Annotated in this window: 20 protein-coding genes; 11 read left to right on the top strand and 9 right to left on the bottom strand. The window is 68.4% G+C overall.

Annotation, left to right across the window (positions count from 1 at the left end; translation table 11 throughout):
* Positions 1-12: 12 nt before the first annotated feature.
* From ACFQ4E_RS07645 to ACFQ4E_RS07630, 4 genes are read left to right on the top strand one after another with little or no spacing between them, the layout of a single operon-like run.
* Complete coding sequence (locus ACFQ4E_RS07645) at positions 13-591, top strand: tripartite tricarboxylate transporter TctB family protein (RefSeq protein WP_386802351.1); 579 nt, start codon at positions 13-15, stop codon at positions 589-591.
* Positions 588-2,102, top strand: a complete 1,515-nt coding sequence (locus tag ACFQ4E_RS07640; protein WP_386802350.1) for a tripartite tricarboxylate transporter permease — start codon at positions 588-590, stop codon at positions 2,100-2,102. The genes ACFQ4E_RS07645 and ACFQ4E_RS07640 overlap by 4 nt, the downstream gene beginning before the upstream one ends.
* Entirely contained in the window at positions 2,099-2,950 is an 852-nt protein-coding gene (locus ACFQ4E_RS07635) for a shikimate dehydrogenase family protein (protein WP_386802349.1), read from the top strand. The genes ACFQ4E_RS07640 and ACFQ4E_RS07635 overlap by 4 nt, the downstream gene beginning before the upstream one ends.
* On the top strand, positions 2,947-4,836 hold the full coding sequence (locus ACFQ4E_RS07630) for a bifunctional sugar phosphate isomerase/epimerase/4-hydroxyphenylpyruvate dioxygenase family protein (RefSeq protein WP_386802348.1): 1,890 nt from the start codon (positions 2,947-2,949) through the stop codon (positions 4,834-4,836). The genes ACFQ4E_RS07635 and ACFQ4E_RS07630 overlap by 4 nt, the downstream gene beginning before the upstream one ends.
* 94 nt (positions 4,837-4,930) lie before the next feature.
* Here ACFQ4E_RS07630 and ACFQ4E_RS07625 read toward each other — a convergent pair whose 3' ends face one another.
* Positions 4,931-5,515 (bottom strand): EF-hand domain-containing protein, encoded by a 585-nt coding sequence (locus ACFQ4E_RS07625; RefSeq protein WP_386802347.1) that lies wholly within the window; start codon positions 5,513-5,515, stop codon positions 4,931-4,933.
* Positions 5,516-5,747: 232 nt separating this feature from the next.
* On the opposite strand from ACFQ4E_RS07625, the gene ACFQ4E_RS07620 reads away from it, so the two are divergent.
* The 3 genes from ACFQ4E_RS07620 to ACFQ4E_RS07610 are packed head-to-tail and all read left to right on the top strand — an operon-like array spanning position 5,748 to position 8,727.
* On the top strand, positions 5,748-6,461 hold the full coding sequence (locus ACFQ4E_RS07620) for a response regulator (protein ID WP_386802346.1): 714 nt from the start codon (positions 5,748-5,750) through the stop codon (positions 6,459-6,461).
* Positions 6,458-7,810, top strand: a complete 1,353-nt coding sequence (locus tag ACFQ4E_RS07615; protein ID WP_386802345.1) for an ATP-binding protein — start codon at positions 6,458-6,460, stop codon at positions 7,808-7,810. Before ACFQ4E_RS07620 ends, ACFQ4E_RS07615 begins: the two co-directional genes overlap by 4 nt.
* Positions 7,807-8,727, top strand: a complete 921-nt coding sequence (locus tag ACFQ4E_RS07610) for an endonuclease/exonuclease/phosphatase family protein (RefSeq protein WP_386802344.1) — start codon at positions 7,807-7,809, stop codon at positions 8,725-8,727. Before ACFQ4E_RS07615 ends, ACFQ4E_RS07610 begins: the two co-directional genes overlap by 4 nt.
* A gap of 15 nt (positions 8,728-8,742) precedes the next feature.
* Here the strand turns inward: ACFQ4E_RS07610 and ACFQ4E_RS07605 are convergent, their stop codons facing one another.
* Entirely contained in the window at positions 8,743-9,936 is a 1,194-nt protein-coding gene (locus tag ACFQ4E_RS07605) for a UbiH/UbiF family hydroxylase (RefSeq protein ID WP_386802343.1), read from the bottom strand.
* An 81-nt stretch (positions 9,937-10,017) separates the two neighbouring features.
* A complete protein-coding gene (locus ACFQ4E_RS07600) occupies positions 10,018-10,662 on the bottom strand; it encodes a pyrimidine 5'-nucleotidase (protein WP_386802417.1) in 645 nt (214 codons plus the stop codon).
* A gap of 111 nt (positions 10,663-10,773) precedes the next feature.
* On the opposite strand from ACFQ4E_RS07600, the gene ACFQ4E_RS07595 reads away from it, so the two are divergent.
* Positions 10,774-11,424: a GntR family transcriptional regulator gene (locus ACFQ4E_RS07595; RefSeq protein ID WP_386802342.1), complete on the top strand. Its 651-nt coding sequence runs from the start codon at positions 10,774-10,776 to the stop codon at positions 11,422-11,424.
* 5 nt (positions 11,425-11,429) lie between these two features.
* On the opposite strand, the gene ACFQ4E_RS07590 is transcribed toward ACFQ4E_RS07595, so the two are convergent.
* Both ACFQ4E_RS07590 and carA read right to left on the bottom strand, forming a co-directional pair.
* Complete coding sequence (locus ACFQ4E_RS07590) at positions 11,430-13,313, bottom strand: glycosyltransferase (RefSeq protein WP_386802341.1); 1,884 nt, start codon at positions 13,311-13,313, stop codon at positions 11,430-11,432.
* Positions 13,314-13,397: 84 nt separating this feature from the next.
* Positions 13,398-14,549: a glutamine-hydrolyzing carbamoyl-phosphate synthase small subunit gene (gene carA, locus ACFQ4E_RS07585; RefSeq protein ID WP_386802340.1), complete on the bottom strand. Its 1,152-nt coding sequence runs from the start codon at positions 14,547-14,549 to the stop codon at positions 13,398-13,400.
* 193 nt (positions 14,550-14,742) lie between these two features.
* Between carA and ACFQ4E_RS07580 the strand changes: the two genes are divergently transcribed.
* The gene (locus ACFQ4E_RS07580) at positions 14,743-15,204 is read left to right on the top strand and encodes a GatB/YqeY domain-containing protein (RefSeq protein WP_386802339.1); all 462 of its coding nucleotides are present in this window, start codon (positions 14,743-14,745) and stop codon (positions 15,202-15,204) included.
* Between the two features lie 196 nt (positions 15,205-15,400).
* Positions 15,401-15,661, top strand: a complete 261-nt coding sequence (locus ACFQ4E_RS07575; protein WP_386802338.1) for a YjhX family toxin — start codon at positions 15,401-15,403, stop codon at positions 15,659-15,661.
* Positions 15,662-15,707: 46 nt separating this feature from the next.
* Here the strand turns inward: ACFQ4E_RS07575 and ACFQ4E_RS07570 are convergent, their stop codons facing one another.
* From ACFQ4E_RS07570 to ctaD, 4 genes are all read right to left on the bottom strand, one after another.
* Complete coding sequence (locus ACFQ4E_RS07570; RefSeq protein ID WP_386802337.1) at positions 15,708-16,610, bottom strand: hypothetical protein; 903 nt, start codon at positions 16,608-16,610, stop codon at positions 15,708-15,710.
* The gene (locus tag ACFQ4E_RS07565; RefSeq protein ID WP_386802336.1) at positions 16,610-17,104 is read right to left on the bottom strand and encodes a DUF2244 domain-containing protein; all 495 of its coding nucleotides are present in this window, start codon (positions 17,102-17,104) and stop codon (positions 16,610-16,612) included. Before ACFQ4E_RS07565 ends, ACFQ4E_RS07570 begins: the two co-directional genes overlap by 1 nt.
* A gap of 58 nt (positions 17,105-17,162) precedes the next feature.
* Positions 17,163-17,717, bottom strand: coding sequence for a hypothetical protein (locus ACFQ4E_RS07560; protein WP_386802335.1), 555 nt, complete (start codon positions 17,715-17,717; stop codon positions 17,163-17,165).
* Positions 17,718-17,807: 90 nt separating this feature from the next.
* Positions 17,808-19,478: a cytochrome c oxidase subunit I gene (gene ctaD, locus ACFQ4E_RS07555; RefSeq protein ID WP_386802334.1), complete on the bottom strand. Its 1,671-nt coding sequence runs from the start codon at positions 19,476-19,478 to the stop codon at positions 17,808-17,810.
* An 841-nt stretch (positions 19,479-20,319) separates the two neighbouring features.
* Between ctaD and ACFQ4E_RS07550 the strand changes: the two genes are divergently transcribed.
* Positions 20,320-20,553 (top strand): hypothetical protein, encoded by a 234-nt coding sequence (locus ACFQ4E_RS07550; protein WP_386802333.1) that lies wholly within the window; start codon positions 20,320-20,322, stop codon positions 20,551-20,553.
* Positions 20,554-20,579: the final 26 nt, after the last annotated feature.

Below are 20,579 nucleotides of genomic sequence, written 5' to 3'. Positions count from 1 at the left end.
AGGGAGGAGACCATGGACCCAATCGATCCAGACCATCACGACGGGGCGTCCGACGCGGTGCCGGGCGGCATCGCCGACAAGCGGCGGCCGGGAGAGCTGGTCTTCGCCGCCTTCCTCGTGGGTGCCTCGCTGTTCCTGCTCTGGAGCGCCTACGGCATCGAGAATCCCTTCGGTCCCAATGGCCTGTCCTCGCCACGCTCGATCCCGATGGCCACGACGCTGGTGATGGTGATCTCGGCGGCTGCGGTCCTTCTCAAGACGGCCAAGCTGCCGCTCGACCGGACCGAGACGGTGGCCAAGGACATCCTGCCGCCGGTGGTCCTGATCTTCGGTGTCCTGCTGATCCTCTACGGGATCGTGCTGCGGCCCCTGGGCTTCCTGCCGACCTCGGCGATCTTCCTGATCGCCTGCATCAAGATCCTCGCCAAGCGTGGCTGGCTCTGGACCCTCGCGGTCTCGCTTGGCAGCCTGTTCGTGATCTGGCTGATCTTCCGCATCGTCTTCAGCGTGCTCATGCCCTCGGGCATCGTGCCCGAAGCCGAGCTGATCCAGCTCTTCCGCGGCACCGGCGCAGGGGAGGCCGCCCAATGACCGCGCTGATGGATTTTCTCACCGTCTTCTCGCAGCCGCAGCTCCTGCTGCTCGTGGGGCTCGGCACCTTCGCGGGCGTCTATGTCGGCGCGATCCCGGGGCTCTCGGTCACCATGGCCGTGTCGATCCTGATCTCCTTCACCTTCTCCTGGGATGTCTACCCGGCGATCTCGCTGATGATCGGCATCTACATGGGCGGCGTCTACGGAGGCTCGCGGACGGCGATCCTTCTCAACATTCCCGGTGCGCCCTCGGCCATCGCCACCGCGCTCGACGGCTATCCGATGGCCCAGCGGGGCGAGGCCGGAACCGCCATCGGCGTCACCACGGTGATGTCCTTCATCGGCGGCTTCGTCGGCATCGGCGTTTTGGCGCTGGCGGCGCCGCTCGTGTCGGATTTCGCACTGGGCTTCCAGCCGCGCGACTACATGCTGCTGGCGATCCTCGGCATCCTCCTGGTCGGCTCGCTGAGCCAGGGCAGCCTCGTCAAGGGCATCTTCGCCGGTGCGCTCGGCATCGCCATCGGCGCGGTCGGTCGCGACCCCCTGACCTTCGCGGAGCGTTTCACCTTCGACTTCCAGCTTCTCGAAGGCGGCATCTCCTTCATCGCGGTGATGATCGGCATGTTCGGCGTCTCCGAGGCGCTTCTGCAGCTTCACCATGTCGACAAGGACGCGGTGCGCCAGAAGATCAGCCGCATCGTGCCCTCGCTCGCCACCGTCAAGAAGCACCTGCCGCTGTCGCTCCAGACCTCGACCATCGGGGTGACCATCGGCGCGTTGCCCGGCACCGGAGGCGATATCGCGGCGCTCATGGCCTATGACCACGCCAAGCGCGTCACCAAGAACCCCGAGCGTCCCTTCGGCGACGGCGCGATGGAGGGGCTCGTCGCCCCCGAGACCGCCAACAACGCGGCCGTTGGCGGCGCCTTCATCCCGATGATGACGCTTGGCATCCCGGGCGACGCGGTCACCGCGATCATGATCGGCGCGCTCTTCATCCACGGGCTGAACCCCGGGCCGATGCTGATGATCGACCAGCCGGACATGTTCTGGTTCATCGTCGGCTGCCTTGTCACCGCCAATTGCTTCATGCTGCTTTTCGGCCTGACCGGCATCAAGCTCTTCACCAAGATCGTCGAGATGCCGCGCAGCGTGCTGATCCCGCTGATCATGCTCCTGTCGATCGTCGGCGCCTACGCGGTGAACAACTCGATCACCGATGTCTACTGGATGCTGGGCTTCGGCGTCTTCGGCTACTTCATGCGCCATTACGGCTATCCGCTGGGGCCGGTGATCCTCGGGGTGATCCTGTCGCGGCTTCTGGACGACAACTGGCGCCGCGCCATCATCTCCGAGCGCGAGGACCTGGGACGGTTCTTCGAAGGCATCGTCACGAGCCCGCTGTCGCTGGTGCTCCTGGTGTCGGTGATCCTGATCTTCGCGTCGCAGACACCGTTCTGGGCCAAGGCCAAGGCGCGCGTCTCCAGCAAGGGAAAGACCCAGTCATGAGCGAAGCACCCGACCTCAAGCTCGGCCTGATCGGCGACAATATCGCGCGCTCCCGGTCGCCGCTCCTGCACCGGCTCGCCGGATGCCAGAACGGGATGACCGTGACCTATGACCGGTTGATCCCCAAGGACATGGACGAGGAGTTCGACGATGTCTTCGACGCCTGTGTCGGGCGCGGCTATCGGGGCATCAACGTGACCTATCCCTACAAGGAGCGCGCGGCGCGCAAGGTCTCGGTCGACGATCCGCTGGTGCGGGCCATCGGCGCGGTGAACACCGTCTTGTTCGAGGCCGACGGACCGAAAGGGCAGAACACCGATTACACCGGCTTCATCGCCGGCTATCGCAGCGTCCGGGGCGAGACGCCCCCGGGCATCGCCTGCCTGATCGGCACGGGCGGCGTCGGTCGCGCGCTGGCCTTCGGTCTGGTGGCGCTCGGGGCCGAGGAGATCCGGCTCGTGGACCGCGACGAGGCCAAGGCCAGGGCCCTGGCCGACGATCTGCGCGCGGTGCCCTCGGCGCCTGCGGTCACGGTCCATGCGGAGGCGACCGAGGCGGCGCGGGGCGCCACCGGTCTTCTGAACGGCACGCCGGTCGGCATGGTCGGCTATGGCGGCACGCCCTTGCCGCGCGACGCGATGGAGGGGGCGGACTGGGCCTTCGACGCGGTCTACACCCCGGTCGACACCCAATTCCTGACCGATGCCGAGGCCTCCGGCCTGACGGTGATCTCGGGCTACGAGCTGTTCTTCTACCAGGGCGTTCATGCCTGGGCGCATTTCTCCGGCCTGCCGCTCGACGAGGCGCAGCTCCGGGCCGACCTACTGGAGCAGGGAGAAGCGGCATGAAGACCTCGATCGCCACTGTCTCGATCTCGGGCAACCTGCGCGAAAAGCTCGACGCCATCGCCAAGGCCGGCTTCGACGGGATCGAGATTTTCGAGCAGGATTTCGTCGCCGCCACCGGCTCGCCGCGCGAGATCGGCGACATGATCCGCGACCACGGGCTGGAGATCACGCTCTTCCAGCCGTTTCGCGATTTCGAAGGGCTGACCGGCGACGCGCGCAAACGCGCCTTCGAGCGCGCGAAATACAAGTTCGACACGATGAACGAGCTCGGCACGGACCTGATGCTGGTGTGCTCCTCGGTCCATCCCGAGGCGCTGGGCGGCATCGACCGCGCCGCCGAGGATTTCCAGGAGCTGGGCGGGTTCGCCGAGGCGAACGGCATCCGGGTCGGCTACGAGGCGCTCGCTTGGGGGCGGCATGTCAACGACCACCGCGACGCCTGGGAGATCGTGCGCCGGGCGGATCACCCGTCGATCGGGCTTATCGTCGACAGCTTCCACACGCTCGCCCGCAAGATCGATCCCGACACGATCCGCCGGGTGCCCAGCGACAAGATCTTCTTCGTCCAGCTGGCCGATGCGCCGCTGATCGACATGGACCTGCTCTACTGGTCGCGGCATTTCCGGAACATGCCGGGCGAGGGTGATCTGGCGGTGACCGACTTCATGCGCGCCGTCGCCGCCACCGGCTATGACGGACCGATCAGCCTCGAGATCTTCAACGACCAGTTCCGCGGCGGCCGTCCCGAGGGGCTCGCGCTCGACGGCTATCGCTCGCTCGTGGCGCTGATGGACGATGTCCGGCGCGTCGAGCCCGATATTTCCATCGCGGTGCCGGACATTCCTCCGCGTATCTCGGTGAACGGCGTCGCCTTCATCGAGTTCGCGACCCAGGGCGACGAGGCCGAGGCGCTGGCCCGCGTCCTTCACAGCATGGGCTTTGCGCATGTTGGCGATCACATCTCGAAGCGCGTGGCGCTCTGGCAGCAGGGCGAGATCAGGGTGATCCTGAACCGCGAGACGACGGGCTTCGCCAGTTCCGCCTTCGCCACGCATGGCACCGCGATCTGCGACGTGGGCCTGAAGGTCGAGGATGCCGGCGCGACCACGCGCCGGGCCGTGGCGCTGGGGGCCGCGCCCTTCGACCAGCCGGTTGGTCCGGGCGAGCTCGACATCCCCGCGATCCGCAGCGTCGGCGGCAGCGTGATGCATTTCATCGACGACCGCAGCGATCTGTCCGATGTCTGGTCGATCGAGTTCCGCGCCTCGGAGGATGACGGGACGCCGGGCGCGGGGCTCAGCCGCATCGACCATGTCGCCGAGACGATGAACTACGACGAGATGCTGAGCTGGTCGCTCTTCTACACCTCGATCTTCGACATGACCCGCACGGCGATGGTCGACGTGGTCGACCCGGACGGGCTCGTGCGCAGCCAGGCGATCAAGACGCCCTCCGGTGCCGCACGGATCACGCTGAACGGGGCCGAGACGCACCGAACCCTCGCGGGAAGCTTCCTGGCCGACAGTTTCGGCGGCGCGGTCCAGCATGTCGCCTTTGCGACGGACGACGTCTTTGCGACGGCGCGCCGGACGGCCGAGGCGGGCTTCGCGCCGCTGCCGATGACCGACAATTACTACAGCGATCTGCAGGCGAGGTTCGGGCTGGAGCCCGCGCGCGTGGCCGAGATGAAGGCGCTCAACATCCTCTATGACGAGGACAGCGACGGCGCGTTCTACCAGTTCTACAGCCAGCCTTTCGCGGGCGGGCTCTTCTTCGAGATCGTGCAGCGGACCGGCGGCTATGACGGCTACGGCGCGCCCAACGCCCCGTTCCGGATTGCCGCGCAGAAGCGGATGATGCGGCCGAAGGGGATGCCCAAGGAGTGAGCGGCTCGCTCGGCGGGGTTCGTTGATCGCGCGGCGACGCCGTAGCAAGGGCAGTGCGGGCGCAGGCTCTCCGCCCGCGCCCGCCCAATCTCGCTTACCCGCGGCGGCCGCGCTGGAGCGTCAGCGCCCCGTCGCCGTCATGGTCCATCCGCTCGACGATGCTGCCGAACCGCGCATCCATCTCCGCGGCGCTGATCGAGCCGTCGCCATCGGCGTCGAGCTCCTGGAACTGGTCGACCATGCGCGCGCGGGTGAAGGCGCGGTAGAGCGTGTCGAACTCCTCGATGGACAGAGCGCCATCGCCCGAGGCATCGGCCTCGGCCACCCGGGCGGCGCGGAAGGTGTCGATCTCGTCCTGGGTCACCGATCCGTCGCCATCGGCGTCGATCTCGGCGAAGAGCGTCGCGAACATCTGACCCTGGCCGCGTCCGCCGAACATGCCGCCCTGCGGGCCATGCTTGCCGCCGCGCATCCCGTGCGCGCCGTGCTCGCCCCGGCCGCCATGCTCACCACGCTCGCCGTGCTCGCCGCGGAAATGCGCGCGCATCGGTGCCGTCTCCGAGGCCGAGGTCTCGGGCTGGGCGGGTTGCGCCGCATCCTGCGCGGTGGCCACCATCGCGCCGCCGCCGATCAGCATGGCGGTCACGAAGGCGAGCGGAAGAATCCGGTTGGTCGTCATGTGCCTCATCCTTTCTTGTTGAGAGCAGGGGCGATGCCGCCCCGGTGACCCAGAGCTAGCGGCTCCGCGCCGCCGATGTGTGTCAACGCCGAGGGGGTTTTGTCGCAGCCTGTCGCTGTGACGGGTCTTGCGACAGATTGCGACAAAGAAAGCGGGTCTCGGCGCGTCGGTGCGGCTGGCACAGCGCCTCTCTCCCGCCTTATCTTCAGGAAAACCGAGGGACCGCCGCACCATGACGCCCGCCGAGGCCCAGATCCTCATCGTCGACGACGCCCGCGACATTCGCGAGCCGCTCGGGCAGTACCTGCGCAAGCAGGGGTTCCGCACGCAACTCGCCGCCAATGCGGGCGAGGCGCGGCGGATCCTGGCGGAGGCGCGGATCGACCTCGTTGTGCTCGATGTCATGATGCCGGGCGAGGACGGGCTGAGCCTCTGCCGCTGGATGGTCGAACATGACGGACCGCCGGTGATCCTGCTGACCGCCATGGCCGAGGAAACCGACCGGATCGTCGGGCTCGAGCTTGGCGCGGATGATTACGTCACCAAGCCCTTCAATCCGCGCGAGCTGCTCGCCCGGGTCAAGGCGGTGCTGCGGCGGGTGCCGAGCGCGACGCCGAAGCCTTCGACCGGACCGCGGCGCTTCGAGGGCTGGACCCTCGATGCCGATGCGCGCGCGCTTTCCCACACCGATGGCCGCGAGGTGGCGCTGACCTCGGGTGAAAACCGGCTTCTCGAGATCTTTCTCGACCATCCCAGGACCGTCCTCAGTCGCGCGCGGCTTCTCGATCTGACGGCGGGGCGCGATGCCAAGGCCTATGACCGCGCCATCGACAACGTGGTCAGTCGCCTCCGGCGCAAGATCGAGGACGACCCCGCCGCGCCGCGCCTCATCCTCACCGAATGGGGCGGCGGCTATCTCTTTGCCGCCGAGGTCGAGACGACATGAAGGCCCTGCGCGCCGCGCTGCCCTCGGGCCTGATCGGGCAGTTCATGCTGCTCCTCGCGGCCGCGCTCATCGCCGCGAACCTCGTGGCGCTGGCGCTTCTGTCGGTGGAGCGGCTGCGGCTCGATCGCGCCGCCGTCGAGGCGCGAGAGATCGAACGGGTCGTGTCGCTCCTGCCGGCGGTCGAGGCGGCACGCCCGGGCGCGCGCGGAGACATCGCGCGGCGCGCCTCGACCCGGTTTTCGCGCGTGTCGGTCGAGCCGACCCCGCTTGTGCCCGACGCCGTCACATCGCCCCGCTCCCTTGCCTTTACCGATGACCTGGCCGCCGCACTGCCCGACCGCGAGGCCCGGGGCGCGATCCGCGTCCGCCGCAGCCTTGCCCCGGGCGCGTGGCATCGCGAGGTCGAGACCGTCGCGCTGTCGGTGCGGCTCTCGGGCACCGCGCCCGCGCGTCCGCAATGGCTCAACATCGTCTCCCGCGCCGGTCCGCCGCGCGGCCCGGGGATCGACGACGATGTCTTCGCGCTGGTCCTCGGCCTGTCGCTGGCCGCGGTCTTGGGCGTCGGCTGGCTGTTCCTGCGGCGGCTGACCCGTCCGCTTGTCCGCCTGACCGAGGCGACCCGCGCCGCGGGGGCGGGGGATCGGAGCGTGCGCGTCGCCGTCGAAGGCTCACGGGAAGTCCGCGATCTCGCGAGCGCCTTCAACGACATGCAGGCCCGGATCGGCCGGTTCGATGCCGAACGCATGCGCACGCTGGCGGCGGTCGGGCACGATCTGCGCACGCCGATCACCTCGCTCCGGATCCGCGTTGAGCTTCTGGACGAGGAGGAGGCGCTGCCGATGATCCGCACGCTCGACGAGATGACGGTGATGGCCGAGGGGCTCGTCTCCTATGCCAAGGGGGCGGGCGAGGCCGAGGAGACGCAGCGCGTCGATCTGGACCGGCTGCTCGCGGAGCTGGCCCAGGAGCGGGGCGGCGAGATCACCGCCAGCGTGCCGCTTGTCGTCGCGGGTCGCCCGGTGGCGCTGAAGCGGGCCATCGGCAATCTCGTCGACAACGCGATCCGCTATGGCGGCGCGGCGCGGATCGCGCTTGCCGAGGCCACGGGCGCGGCGCGGATCACCATCGAGGATGACGGCCCGGGCATCGCGGACGAGCGGCTTGAGGCGATGTTCGAGCCCTTCGTGCGCGGCGAGGACAGCCGCAGCGCCGAGACCGGCGGCGCGGGGCTCGGCCTCGCGATTGCGCGCAATATCGTGCTGGCCCATGGCGGGCGCGTCGATCTCGACAATACCGGCCACGGTCTGCGCGCGACCGTCACCCTCCCGCTCGGAAAGGTCATGCCATGATGCGCCGTCTCCTCCGCCTGGCTCTCGGCGGTCTCCTGATGCTTGTGCTTCTTCTCGGCTGCCAGCAGCTGCGCAATTCCGGCGGTCCTGAACCGCGACCGTCGCCCGAGAACGGCATCCGCGTCACGACCTATAACGTGCATTACATCCTGATGAACCAGGCCGAGGGCCGCTGGTCCCGCGGCGCCTGGGAGCGCCGCAAGGCACCGCTCGACGCGACCTTCAAGGCCATCGACGCCGATATCGTCGCGTTCCAGGAGATGGAGAGCTTCGCGGGCGGCGATGACGACAGCGTCAATCTCGCGCGCTTCTGGCTCTTGGAACAGAACCCCGGTTACGCCGCCGCGGCCATCGGCGACTGGCGCAGTTTCCCCTCGACCCAGCCGATCTCCTACCGGATGGCAAAGTTCGAAGAGGTCGACAAGGGCTGGTTCTTCTTCTCCGAGACGCCCGAGGTGATCTATTCGCGCACCTTCGACGGTTCCTATCCGGCCTTCGCGTCCTGGGCGGATCTGCGGGCGCGGGACACGGGTCGCACGATCCGGGTCCTGAACGCGCATCTCGACTATTCGAGCCGCGAGAACCGCCGGAAATCCACCGCGTTCATGGTCGAGAGGGTCAGCGCGTGGCGGGCCGAGGGGCGCAGGGTGCTCCTGGCCGCCGATCTGAACGCGCGGCTCGGATCGGACCTGCACGACGCGCACGAGACGGCGGGGCTGCGGTTCCTGCCGGTCGAGGGCGCGACCTATCATTTCGACCTGGGTCTGAACCTGTTCGGCGCCATCGACCACATCGCTCTGTCGCCGGAGCTGACCGAGACCGGGCCGCCCGTGGTCTTCCGCGAGAAGCTGGGCGCGGTCTGGCCGACCGATCACTACCCGGTTTTCGTCGATATCGCGGCAGCCGGGGCGCAATAGGCCGCCGGGTGGCGCTCAGCGCCCCGAAGTGCCGAGGCCGAGCTGCATGAGGCCGCGGCGCAGGGGCGCGATGTCGTGCAGCGCCGTGAGCCCCATCGCGCGGGCCGAGCGCAGGAGCGGGTCCTCGGCCATTGAGACATGGTTCAGCGCGGCGATCCCGGCATAGCGCAGCTTGATGTCCGGCAGGCGCTTGCGCTCGTAGGCATCGAGCATGGCGCGGTCGCCAAGCGTCTCGGGACGGGCCTCGGCGAGGTCCAGAAGCGCCGCGAGATCGCGGAGGCTCATGTTCAGGCCCTGCGCGCCGATCGGCGGGACGACATGCGCCGCTTCCGCGACGAGGGCGAGCCGCTCGGCGACCAGCGCCTCGGCATGCTGGGCGATGATCGGCCAGAGGCCGCGGCGCGAGGCGAGCTTCAGCGGACCAAAAAGCCCGCCCGAGCGCTCGGTCATCGCCGCTTCGAAGGCGGGCTCGTCAAGCGCGGCGAGCCGCTCGGCCTCACCCGCGCTTTCCATCCAGACGATCGCCGAGGACGGTCGCCCCTCATGGTCGGGCAGCGGCACGAGAGTGAAGGGACCGCCGGAGCGATGGATCTCGGTCGAGACCTGTCCGTGCGGCGCGTCGTGGGTGATGGCGAAGGCCAGCGCCTTCTGGCCGAAGCGGTGGGTCCGGACACCGATCCCGGCGGCGGAGCGCATCGGCGAGCCGCGCCCGTCGGCGGCGATCACCAGGCGCACCTCGGCGCGGCTGCCATCGGAAAGACCGACCCGGGCGGACGTCGTGCGCGTGAAGAGCGAGGTGGTGGCGGTGCCGGGGCGGAAGGTGACGGTGTCGAGCGCCTCGAGCGCGGCGCTCAACTCGCGGCGGAGAAGCCAGTTCGGCAGGTTCCACCCGAAGGGCGCCTCCGAGATGTCGCTTGCGTCGAAATCGCGGGTGGCGCGCACTGCGCCGTCGGCGTCGAGATCGACGATCCGCATGGTCTGGAGCGGGGTCGCATGCGGCTCGAGCCGCTCCCAGAGACCGGTGCGGCCCAGAAAGGCACGGGCGGGCTGCAAAAAGGCGGTGGAGCGCAGGTCCGCGCCCTCGGCCTCGCGCGTGGTGACGGGGGGCGCGGGATCGACGCAGAGCACCCGGAAGCCCGCGCGCCCGAAGGCCGCCGCGGCGGTCAGACCGGCGATGCCGCCGCCGGAGATGAGGATGTCATGGTCCATGTCGCGCTCCTTGGCCGCGCTCCTTGTCGGGGATCAGCTAAGCCGGATGGTTCCGTGCGGCCAGTGTCCGCGGTGTCGCGGTCACACGAGCCGGGCGAGAAAGGCGGCCAGATCGTCGGTGTGATGGTGGATATGGGGATGGTCCTCGGGCTCCGGGGCGACATGCACGGTGCGCATCCCCATCGCGTGCGGCGCGGCGAGGTTGCGGGCGTCGTCCTCGAACATCGCGGCGCGGGCGGTCACGGTTCCGGCCTTGCCGAACACCGTTTCGAAGGCGCGCGCCTCGGGCTTCGGGGCGTAATCGGCATGCTCCACGCCGTAGATCGCGTCGAAGGCCTGCGCGAGCCCGCGCGCCTCGAGCACCCGCGCGGCATAGGGGGCCGAGCCGTTGGTGTAGACGATCTTGCGCCCCGGCAGATCGGCGATCAGCCCCGCGAGATAGGGATCGGGCTCGAGCGCGTCGAAGGAGATGTCATGGACCTCGTGCAGATAGGCCTCGGGGTCGATCTCGTGGTCGCGCATGAGCCCCGCGAGCGTGGTGCCGTGGGTCCGCCACCAATGGTCGCGCAGGCGGTTGGCCTCGGCCTCCTCGACGCGGAGAGTGCGCATGACGAACCCCGCCATCTTGCGCTCGATCTGGTCGAAGAGGCGCATCGCGGGCGGGTAAAGCGTGTTGTCGAGGTCGAAGACCCAGTGCTCGATATGGGAAAACAGCGGCTTCATGATGGGGAACACCTAAGTCGCGCGCGGGGCGCAGGCAATGGCCGTGACCATCCGCGCGGTTGATCGGTGCGCGCGGTCATGTCTAAGTGCATCAACTATCGGGAGGAACCGGCGATGAGCCAGCCACGCGCCAGCCAGAAGGACGCCTATTCGCTGATTTTGGAGGCGATCGACACGGGCGTCTACCGTCCGGGCGACCGGCTGGTGGAAAGCGACCTTGCCGAGCGTTTCGGGGTCAGCCGCACGCCGATCCGCGAGGCGTTGCAGAGGCTCGAGACTCAGTCGCTCCTGACCCGGGACGGGCGGTCGCTGATCGTGGCTTCGCTCGATCACAACCAGATGGCCGAGCTCTATGCGGTGCGCTGCGAGCTTGAGGGCCTGGCGGCGCGGTTGGCGGCGCGGCATGCCACCGACGAAGAGGTGCTGGTCTTGCGCGGGATGGTCGAGGAGGATCGCGGCCTGATGAGCGATCCGTCGTCGCTGGCGCGCGCCAACCGGCGGTTCCATCGCCAGATCCACCTGGCGTCGCATAACCGCTACCTCGTCCAGCAGTTGGATCTGGTCTACCGCTCGATGGCGCTGATGGCGACCACGTCGCTGGCGGCCGAGGGGCGGGGCGAAGTGGCGCTCGGCGAGCATTCCTCGATCGTGGAGGCCATCGCCCGGCGGGACGAGCAGGCCGCCTACCAGGCGCTGCGCGACCATATCTCGGAAGCCTTCGTCACACGCCTGAAGCTCGACTCGCGCCCTCTGACCATGCGCTGAGAAGCTCAGCTTTCGGGCAGGTCCGCGCCGGCATGGTCGGGCGGCGAATGCCCGTGCATGGTCTTGTCCCAGTAGAAGGGCCGCGCGATGCCTTCCCAGGCCGCTTTGAGTGCCGCGGCGGCGGCGAGCGGGAAATAGAGAAAGAGCGTCGGCACCCAGAGCGCCAGCCCCCGATGCGGGCTGCGCGAGACCGCGACAAGCGCGAGGACCAGCGTCGCCGCCTCGGCGGTCAGGAAGAGGCCGATGAGCGCGGTCAGGGCCGGTGCGCTCATCAAGTCCGCCAAAGGATGCGGCAGGCCGAAGGGCACGAGCCAGAAGCTCCAGAGCGCTGGGAGGAGAAGCGCCTGCGCGATGGTGGTGAGAAAGAGCGCGTGGAAACCGAGGAAGCGCCAGGGTCCCAGGTCGCGCCAGAGCCTGCGCGGGGCGCGGGCATGCACCGCCCAGGTGAGCATGTAGCCCTTGATCCAGCGCGAGCGTTGCCGGATCCACGGCAGCACGCGGTTGTTGGCCTCTTCGCGCGTGACCGTGGCGAGAAGCTCGGTGCGGTAGCCATGCCGCGCGAGGCGGATGCCGAGATCGGCATCCTCGGTCACGTTATGGGCGTCCCAGCCCGAGACCCGCTCGAGCGCAGCGCGGCGGAAATAGACCGTGGTCCCGCCAAGCGGCACGGCAAGGCCCAGCCGGGCCAACCCCGGCAGGACCAGCCGGAACCAGGTCGCGTATTCGATGGTGAAGCAGCGCGACAGCCAGTTGGCGCGCGGGTTGTAGAAATCGAGAATGCCCTGCACGCAGCCGACTTCGGGCGGGGCGGCGCGGAAGGCCGAGACCACGCGCGCGATCTGGTTCGGGGCGGGCGCGTCCTCGGCATCGAGGACGCCGACGATGCTGCCGCGGGCGAAGTTCAACGCGTAGTTCAGCGCGCGCGGCTTGGTGGTGATCGGCCCGTCGGGGACGGTGATCACCCGCATCCAGGGCGGCAGCTCGGCTGCGTCGAGCGCGGCGGCGGTCACGTCGTCGCCAGCCTCGAGGATCAGGATCACGTCGAGCAGCGCGTGGGGATAGGTGATGCGCGCGAGCCGGTCGATCAGGGCGCCCGCGATCCGCTCCTCGCGGAAGAGCGGCACGAGGATCGAGACCTCGGGCAGGGGCGGCGCGGGCATCGGCTCGGGCGCACGTCCGGGGCGGCGCGAGGCGAGGCAGGCGGCCAGTTTTAGGACCTGCCCGACGGCCATCGACAGGATCGCCAGCAACACGATGCCGGCGAAAAACAGCGTCGGCGCGAAGAGCAGGACGCCGAGGCAGAGCCCGGCCAGCGCGGCGGCCATGGCGCGACCAGCGGCACTGCCGCGGTTGAGATCGCGGCAGCTTTCGTCGGCGGGCACCGAGGATTCGGCGGCGCGGGCCATCCGCTCGCCGTGGCGCAGCGCGATCTCGGCCTCGATATCGGCCTCGGTCGCGGCTGCGAGGATCACCGTCTCGCCGCGTTCGCGCAGAACCGGCGCGACACGGTCGAACCCGTCGCGGTCGGCCGCGGCCAGCACCAGCGACCGGCCAAGCCGCATCCAGGGCAGAACGTTATGGGTCAGGCAGGTCGCGGGCGACAGAAGCTCGGCCAGCTCCGGATCGGGCGGCGTGTCGGTACGGTCGAGCGCCATGCAGCCCCAGCTTTTCGCGTGCATCGCGCGGAGCCGGTCGGGGGGCGCCAGGTCTTCGGCCAGAAGCACGCGCTCGGTCCGGGCGCCGATCCGGCGCGCCCGGCCAAGGGCGTCGACCAGCGTCTGGGCCTCGATGGTGCCGGTCTCGAGCAGAAGCCCGCCCAGGGGCCGCCCGCAATCGGGGCTGGCCTCCAGGCGGTCGGCCCGGCTGAGGTCGATCTGCATATCACTCATGACCGCGTCTCCGTCACGTCGACGGCGGTCATTTCAGGCCAGCGCGGTTAACAGCCGATTAAGCCCGGTGAAAAAATCCGAGCCTCAGCGCGCGGCCATGTGCTCGGCGAAGCGCTCGAAGAGATAGAAGCTGTCCTGCGGGCCCGGGCTCGCCTCGGGGTGATGCTGGACGGAGAAGACCGGCTTGTCCTTCATCCGGATGCCGCAGTTCGAGCCGTCGAAGAGCGACACATGGGTCTCGAGCACGCCGGTCGGGAGGGTCTGGCTGTCCACCGCGAAGCCGTGGTTCATCGAGGTGATCTCGACCTTGCCCGTCTCCATATCCTTCACGGGGTGGTTCGCGCCGTGATGGCCGTGGTTCATCTTGACGGTCTTGGCGCCGAGCGCCAGCGCCAGCATCTGGTGGCCGAGGCAGATGCCGAAGACCGGCAGGTCCGCGTCGAGCACGCCCTGGATCATCGGCACGGCATAGGCGCCCGTGGCCGCCGGATCACCGGGACCGTTCGACAGGAAGACCCCGTCGGGGTTGAGCGCCAGCACGTCCTCGGCAGTCGCGGTCGCGGGCAGCACGGTCACGTCGCAGCCCGCGCTCGCGAGGCACCGCAGGATGTTGCGCTTGGCGCCGTAGTCGATGGCGACGACCTTGTGCTTGGGCTCGGTCTGGCGGGCATAGCCCTCGGGCCAGGCCCAACGCATCTCGTCCCAGCGGTAGCTCTGCGCGCAGGTGACTTCCTTGGCGAGGTCGAGCCCCTCGAGCCCCGAGAACCCGCGGGCCTTCTGGACCAGAGCGGCCACGTCGAATTTGCCCTCGGGATCATGGGCCAGCGCCACATGCGGCGCGCCCTGCTGGCGGATGGCGCGGGTCAGGCGGCGGGTGTCGATGCCGCCGATGGCGATCCGCCCGCGCGAGGCGAGCCAGTCCGACAGCCCCTGCACGGCGCGCCAGTTCGAGGGCTCGGTCGGCATCCACTTGACGACCATGCCCGCCGCGACCGGATCGCCGGTCTCGTCATCGTCGGGATTGGCGCCGACATTGCCGATATGGGGGAAGGTGAAGGTCACGATCTGCCCGGCATAGGAGGGATCGGTCATGATCTCCTGGTAGCCCGACATCGCCGTGTTGAAGCAGAGCTCCGCGACGGTGTCGCCGGTGGCGCCGAAGCCTTCGCCGTAGAAGATGGTGCCGTCGGCAAGCGCGAGGCAAGCGGTGGGCGTGCGGGGCTGGCTGCGCGTCATGGGCGGCTCCTCGGGCGGCGGATTCTGGGTAAATCGCGCCATAGGTAAGGGGAGCCAGCAACCGGGTCAAGAGGGCGCGCGACGTCGCGTCATGAGCGTTTTCAATGGCTTACCTTGCCTTCTGCGATATTGCGCGGCGGTATGCCTTTCGATAGTGTCGGTCTTTGCGAAAACAGGCGCAACGGGAGACCAGATGGAACTTCGCACCAAGATCACCTCGGCGATGAAACAGGCGATGAAAGATCGCGATGCCGAGCGTCTGTCGACGCTCCGGCTGATCAACGCCGCGATCAAGGACCGGGACATCGCGCTGCGCGGAGACGGGCAGGACCAGGGCGTCGGTGACGACGAGGTGCTGGGCATCCTCGGCAAGATGGTCAAGCAGCGGCGCGAAAGCGCCAAGAGCTACGAAGAGGCCGGGCGGCTCGATCTCGCCGCCCAGGAAGAGGGCGAGATCGTCGTGATCGAGGAGTTCCTCCCGCGGCGTCTGAACGACAAAGAGGTCGCCCGCGCCGTCGATGACGCGGTGGCCGAGGTCGGCGCGGATTCGATCCGCGACATGGGCCGGGTCATGGGTGTCCTGAAGTCGAAATATACCGGCCAGATGGATTTCGGCACGGTCGGCCCGATGGTGAAAGAACGCCTCGCCAGCTGAGCGCTATGGCCCTGCCTTGCCGGGCGGGGCCCCGGGCTGTATGACGGCTCTGCCGGGAGGACCGGCACTCGGAGAGTTTATGTCAGAGCTTGTGGCACGTCCCTGAGGTCTCGATGACGGGACCGACCTGATCCACGGGACGCCCGCGCGGGATGCCGGACGTCCCGTCGTTCTGTGCGACATCTCGGACTTTCCAATGAACATCTCGAAACCGGAACAGCGCGTGCTGCACGTGCTGGCCCAGGGCGGCGCCATCGACGTGGAGCGCGCGCCCGGCGGCAAGGTGCGGAGCGCCACCTGCCGGACCCGCGAGGGTCACATCCTCACGGACCTCACGATGGCGGTCTTCGACCGTCTGCGCAAACGGCGCTTCATCCGCTCGCATGAGGGACGACCCTACCGGATCACCCGGTCCGGTCTGGGCGCGGTGCGCGCGCAGCTCGACAACCGCGGCTGACCGGGAGGGCGGCGGAGGCCCCGGTCTCCGTCGCCCGCTACCCGGGTCAGGGAAACTCTCGGATGATATCCCGCAGCGTGTCGGGGTCGGTGATGCGGAACTTGGCGACGAAGCGCGTCTTGAAGCCGACGCGACCGCGCCGGGCGCCGAAGTTTTCGCCGTGGTTCAGCTCGTAGAGCACCGACGGCCGCGCGAAGGGCACCGGGTCGAGACCGGCCAGCCGTGCCAGGTAGCGAAACATACGGTGCTCGTGCTGGGTCATCGCGCCGAGGAACGCCGCGCTCTCGGGCAGGGCCGGATCATGCGCGAGCGCCATGCAGGAGCCGCAGAGCTTCCAGAACGGGCGCTGGCGCGGGTGGCGGAGGCTCGGGGACGACGCGCGGGCGACATGCCCGGTCGCAACGTCGCGGACGAACCCCTCCCATGCGAGATAGCCCGGCGCCTGGCGGGCCAGCATCCGTCCGACAGTGCCCGCGCGCAGAAGATCGTCGGCATCGAAGCTCATCGCATAGGCGGGGCGCGTCTGGGTCTCGCCCAGATGCCGCGCGAGCGCCGCGAGCTTGCGCCATTTGTCATTGCCCGGCGTCGGGTCGTCGAAGGGCAGATGGGTGAGGCGCGGATCGTCGGGCAGGGGCGGGCGCTCCTGGCAGCAGATGACCGCGCGCCAGCGGGTGTCGTCCTGCGCCCGGAAGCTCTCCAACGTGCGCGCCAGACGCTTGGTCACCGCCTCCCAGTCGCCGACATGGTCGGGCGAGACGAGGGGGATCAGGAAGACCACCTCCTCGGGTTTCGGGATCGGGCCCCCGGCGCGGGCGCGGCGCAGCTCCAAAGCGGCGCGTTCGGAGGCGGCGAGGCCGGGGCGCTGCAAGAGCCTCTCCGGCCCGAGCACCGACAGGAGCGCCAGATGCGCGGCGCGACGCGTATTGGGGACGGCGGGAACCTGGGCCATCAGGCGCGGACCCGGCTGACCCGCTCGGACAGCTCGGCATAGAGCGCCTTGCGCTCGTCCTCGGAGAGGAAAGCGCCGATCTCCACTTCGCGGCCCGCGCCGGCGAGCGTGACGTAGAAGGGCACCGGACCGTCCTTCTGGTGCATCGCGACCCGCGCCCAATAGGTGTTGCAGTGCCATTCCTGATCCGCTCCGCGCGGATTGTGCCGCACGAGATGCATATCCTCGGGCGTCAGGTGCAGCACTTCGAGAATGCGCCGGTCGGCCTCGTTGCGGCGAAGCGCGTAGTAGAGCCCCGCGAGCGCCAGAAGCAGGAACGGCAAGAGGCCCCAGAGTAGCGCGGTCCCGAGCAGCCCGTAGAGCGGGATCGTCGCCAGCGTGAAGGTCGCGAGTATGAAGGCCGCGAAGCCGGTCGGCGGCAGGGAATTGTGCGGCCAGAGTCTCAGCTCCTGGTCGGTCGCGGCGGGGTCGTCTGTGGTCCAGCGATAGGGCATCTTGCTGGGCGTTCTAGCACCCGGGCGCGCGGCGTCGAAGGCGGAATTTGCCGCAGGCTCAGGCCCTGAGCCGCCGCGAGGTCTCGAGCACCAGGCCGAGGACGAGCCGCAGGAGCGCGAAGGCCGCAAGCGCGCTGCCCGCCACCGCCAGGATCGAGACCGCGTTCGCCAGCCCCGCGCTGCCGCCGCCCTCGCCGGAGACCACCGCGACCATGTAGACGCGCACCGCCTCGGCGGCGGCGACCAGCCCGATATGCAGGATGAGTATCGTGCGGGACGTCCAGCGCGGCAAGGGCTCGGTCCCGATCCGCCCGACAGCCCAGAGCGCGGCGGCGAAGAGGACAAAGAGTGCCGTGAAGGGCAGGTAGCTCGGCCCGAACATCGCGGTCTCTGTCACCACGTAATAGGTGTCGTGGAGCGCGCTCTGGGACCGGCTCAGCGCGTCGGGCCACCAAAGGAGCCCCGCCTGCAGGAGAGCCCAGGCGGCGGCGCAGGCCAGCGCCAGCCAGACCGCGTGTCCCGGCCGCCAAACCCGGGCAGCTAGCGGCAGGATCAGCAGCAGGAGCGACAGGATCAGCGTCTCGGCGGTGAAGGCATGGGGCGACAGCGGCATCGATGCGCCTTGATCGGTAAGAGGGGGGCAGGGATGCAAAAGCCCCGGCGCGGTGGCCGGGGCTTTCGTTTGGTCAGATCGGGGACGGGATCAGTGCGCGTGGCCCTTGTCCCAGTCCTCCTGCTTCGGCAGCTGCTCGAAGGTGTGCTCCGGCGGCGGCGAGGGCAGGGTCCATTCCAGCGTGTCCGCGTATTCGTTCCACGGGTTCGCCTGGGTCACCCGCTCGCCTTTGCGCAGCGCGTAGAACACCACGTAGAAGAAGAACAGGAACGAGGCGAAGGACAGAAGCGCACCCCAGCTCGACACGAAGTTCCAGGTGGCGAAGGCCTCCGGGTAGTCGATGTAGCGGCGCGGCATGCCCTGGCGGCCCAGGAAGTGCTGTGGGAAGAAGGTCAGGTTGGCGCCGATGAAGAACGCCCAGAAGTGTACTTGGCCCATCCAGTCGGGGATCATCCGGCCGGTCATCTTGGGGAAGTAGAAGTAGATCCCCGCGAAGATCGCGAACACGGCCCCGAGGCTCATCACGTAGTGGAAATGCGCCACGACGTAGTAGGTGTCGTGATAGGCGCGGTCGATGCCGGCCTGGCTCAGCACGATGCCGGTCACGCCGCCCACGGTGAAGAGGAACAGGAAGCCGAAGGCCCAGACCATCGGTGCCTTGAACTCGATCGAGCCGCCCCACATCGTCGCGATCCAGGAGAAGATCTTCACGCCTGTCGGAACCGCGATGACCATCGTGGCCAGCATGAAGTAGCTCTGCTGGGTCAGCGACATGCCCACAGTGTACATGTGGTGCGCCCACACGACGAAGCCGAGCGCGCCGATGGCGATCAGGGCCCAGACCATCGGCAGGTAGCCGAAGATCGGCTTGCGCGCGAAGGTCGCGATGACGTGGGAGATGATGCCGAAGCCCGGCAGGATCACGATATACACTTCCGGGTGGCCGAAGAACCACAGGATGTGCTGGTAGAGCACCGGGTCGCCGCCGCCCGACGGGTCGAAGAAGGTCGTCCCGAAGTTACGGTCGGTGAGCAGCATGGTGATCGCGCCCGCCAGAACCGGCAGCGACAGAAGGATCAGCCACGAGGTCACGAAGATCGACCACGAGAACAGCGGCACCTTGAAGAGCGTCATGCCCGGGGCGCGCATGTTCAGGAAGGTGGTGATCATGTTGATCGCGCCGAGGATCGACGAGGCGCCCGAGACGTGCACCGCGAAGATCGCGAGGTCCATCGACATGCCGCCTTCGCGCACCGAGAGCGGCGGATAGAGAACCCAGCCGACGCCCGAGCCGAGTTGGCCGTTGCCGCCCGGTGCGAAGACCGAGCACACCGCGAGCGTGGTGCCCGCGACGTAAAGCCAGAAGGACAGGTTGTTCATCCGCGGGAACGCCATGTCCGGCGCGCCGATCTGCAGCGGCATGAAATAGTTGCCGAAACCGCCGAAGAGGGCCGGAATGACCACGAAGAACATCATCAGGATGCCGTGGCCGGTGATCATCACGTTCCACAGGTGGCCGTTGGGCGTACACCCTTCGGATGCGGGGAAGAGGCGCGCCCCCTCCATGCACATGTACTGAACGCCCGGCTCCATGAGCTCGAGCCGCATGTAGACGGTGAAGGCCACCGAGATGAAGCCCGCGAAAGCCGCAACGATCAGGTACAGAATACCGATGTCCTTGTGGTTCGTTGACATGAACCAGCGGGTGAAGAAGCTCCGCTGATCCTCATGCTCGTGGCCGTGAATGGCGGCGTCTGCCATTGAATGCCTCCTCGTGGTGTCACGGTCGAGCGGGCGGAGTTCGCCCGGCCCGAATAAACTGTGGGGGTCGTTTTAGGCAAAGGCGCCCGCATCGGCAATGTCCGCTTTCGTCGCAGGGACGAGATTTTTGTCGCAGGCAAAGGCGAATAGGCGGGCGTTTCGGCGTGCTTGCGGCGCGATGGCGCGGCGTCGGTTTCGGCTTGGGTGGGAAATCCGGGGGCCGAGGCTCGGCTGGCTCGGTTTCGGAGGGCCGGAACCCGGGGGCCGGGAGCGTTTGTGGGGTGGGCGGGACGCGGCTCGGAGCCGGTCGGTGCGACGACGCTCCGCCGGGCCGCCGAGGGGGTGTGGCGTGCAGGCTGTGCCGTCCCGGGTCTGGAGCTGAGATTTGCCGACCGCGGGCTTCACATTGACGTGTGCGGAGCGCGCCGCGTTCCCCGTCCGGTGGCGTCGGCGCCGTGGTCGGGATGCATAAGATTCGTCGTATTTTCGTCGCTGGAGGCCCGCACCGCGTCGGCGAGGCTTTGCCCAAGACGGTGCCCGACATGTTGGGGCAGGCCGCACGCTGGGGGGCCAAGTCTTGCGGTCCGGTCGAAAGCTCGGGCCTTCTCAATGGGCTGCAGGTGACCGTGTCGCGCGCGTCACAGCGCCGCCCGGTTCGCGATCCGGCCTCATGCTTGCCGCATTGCTCTGCAGTAAATCTGTCCTTGGGTCAGAAACGCTGTGGTCCCGCCCAGACACAATCCCGGACTCTGCGATTCGGGTTTTTGGGTGTACCCTCGGACTACGCATTTTTAGCCTGCGCCCGACTGCTCCGGGTGCGTATTTGATTACGGAGACTGCCATGGCTCATTACGAGTTGAATACCCTGTTCAGCGAGCGACTGCCCCAACCAGTCCAGGCGCTTCGCCGGTTCTTCGATACGCCCTTCGACGCGCGTCAGCGCGAGATCCGTCAACGTGTCGCGGAGATGCGCGCGCTGACCGATGCCGAACTGGCCGAGCGCGGCGTCCGCCGCCGCGAGATCCTGGCTTATGTCCTTCGCAAGATGGACGAACACGTGTCGCGCGGGTTCTGACGGACCGCGCGTAAAGCCTCCGGCCG

The sequence above is a fragment of the Litorisediminicola beolgyonensis genome (assembly GCF_042679605.1).
GTDB lineage: Bacteria > Pseudomonadota > Alphaproteobacteria > Rhodobacterales > Rhodobacteraceae > Litorisediminicola > Litorisediminicola beolgyonensis.
Note: the sequence above shows the minus strand (reverse complement) of the source record. Positions and strands in the feature narration are given on the sequence as shown.

Coding starts and splice junctions, on each gene's coding strand:
- ACFQ4E_RS07645 (WP_386802351.1), top strand. CDS start 13: ATGGACCCAATCGATCCAGACCATCACGACGGGGCGTCCGACGCGGTG.
- ACFQ4E_RS07640 (WP_386802350.1), top strand. CDS start 588: ATGACCGCGCTGATGGATTTTCTCACCGTCTTCTCGCAGCCGCAGCTC.
- ACFQ4E_RS07635 (WP_386802349.1), top strand. CDS start 2,099: ATGAGCGAAGCACCCGACCTCAAGCTCGGCCTGATCGGCGACAATATC.
- ACFQ4E_RS07630 (WP_386802348.1), top strand. CDS start 2,947: ATGAAGACCTCGATCGCCACTGTCTCGATCTCGGGCAACCTGCGCGAA.
- ACFQ4E_RS07625 (WP_386802347.1), bottom strand. CDS start 5,515: ATGACGACCAACCGGATTCTTCCGCTCGCCTTCGTGACCGCCATGCTG.
- ACFQ4E_RS07620 (WP_386802346.1), top strand. CDS start 5,748: ATGACGCCCGCCGAGGCCCAGATCCTCATCGTCGACGACGCCCGCGAC.
- ACFQ4E_RS07615 (WP_386802345.1), top strand. CDS start 6,458: ATGAAGGCCCTGCGCGCCGCGCTGCCCTCGGGCCTGATCGGGCAGTTC.
- ACFQ4E_RS07610 (WP_386802344.1), top strand. CDS start 7,807: ATGATGCGCCGTCTCCTCCGCCTGGCTCTCGGCGGTCTCCTGATGCTT.
- ACFQ4E_RS07605 (WP_386802343.1), bottom strand. CDS start 9,936: ATGGACCATGACATCCTCATCTCCGGCGGCGGCATCGCCGGTCTGACC.
- ACFQ4E_RS07595 (WP_386802342.1), top strand. CDS start 10,774: ATGAGCCAGCCACGCGCCAGCCAGAAGGACGCCTATTCGCTGATTTTG.
- ACFQ4E_RS07590 (WP_386802341.1), bottom strand. CDS start 13,313: ATGAGTGATATGCAGATCGACCTCAGCCGGGCCGACCGCCTGGAGGCC.
- carA (WP_386802340.1), bottom strand. CDS start 14,549: ATGACGCGCAGCCAGCCCCGCACGCCCACCGCTTGCCTCGCGCTTGCC.
- ACFQ4E_RS07580 (WP_386802339.1), top strand. CDS start 14,743: ATGGAACTTCGCACCAAGATCACCTCGGCGATGAAACAGGCGATGAAA.
- ACFQ4E_RS07575 (WP_386802338.1), top strand. CDS start 15,401: ATGAACATCTCGAAACCGGAACAGCGCGTGCTGCACGTGCTGGCCCAG.
- ACFQ4E_RS07570 (WP_386802337.1), bottom strand. CDS start 16,610: ATGGCCCAGGTTCCCGCCGTCCCCAATACGCGTCGCGCCGCGCATCTG.
- ACFQ4E_RS07565 (WP_386802336.1), bottom strand. CDS start 17,104: ATGCCCTATCGCTGGACCACAGACGACCCCGCCGCGACCGACCAGGAG.
- ACFQ4E_RS07560 (WP_386802335.1), bottom strand. CDS start 17,717: ATGCCGCTGTCGCCCCATGCCTTCACCGCCGAGACGCTGATCCTGTCG.
- ctaD (WP_386802334.1), bottom strand. CDS start 19,478: ATGGCAGACGCCGCCATTCACGGCCACGAGCATGAGGATCAGCGGAGC.
- ACFQ4E_RS07550 (WP_386802333.1), top strand. CDS start 20,320: ATGGCTCATTACGAGTTGAATACCCTGTTCAGCGAGCGACTGCCCCAA.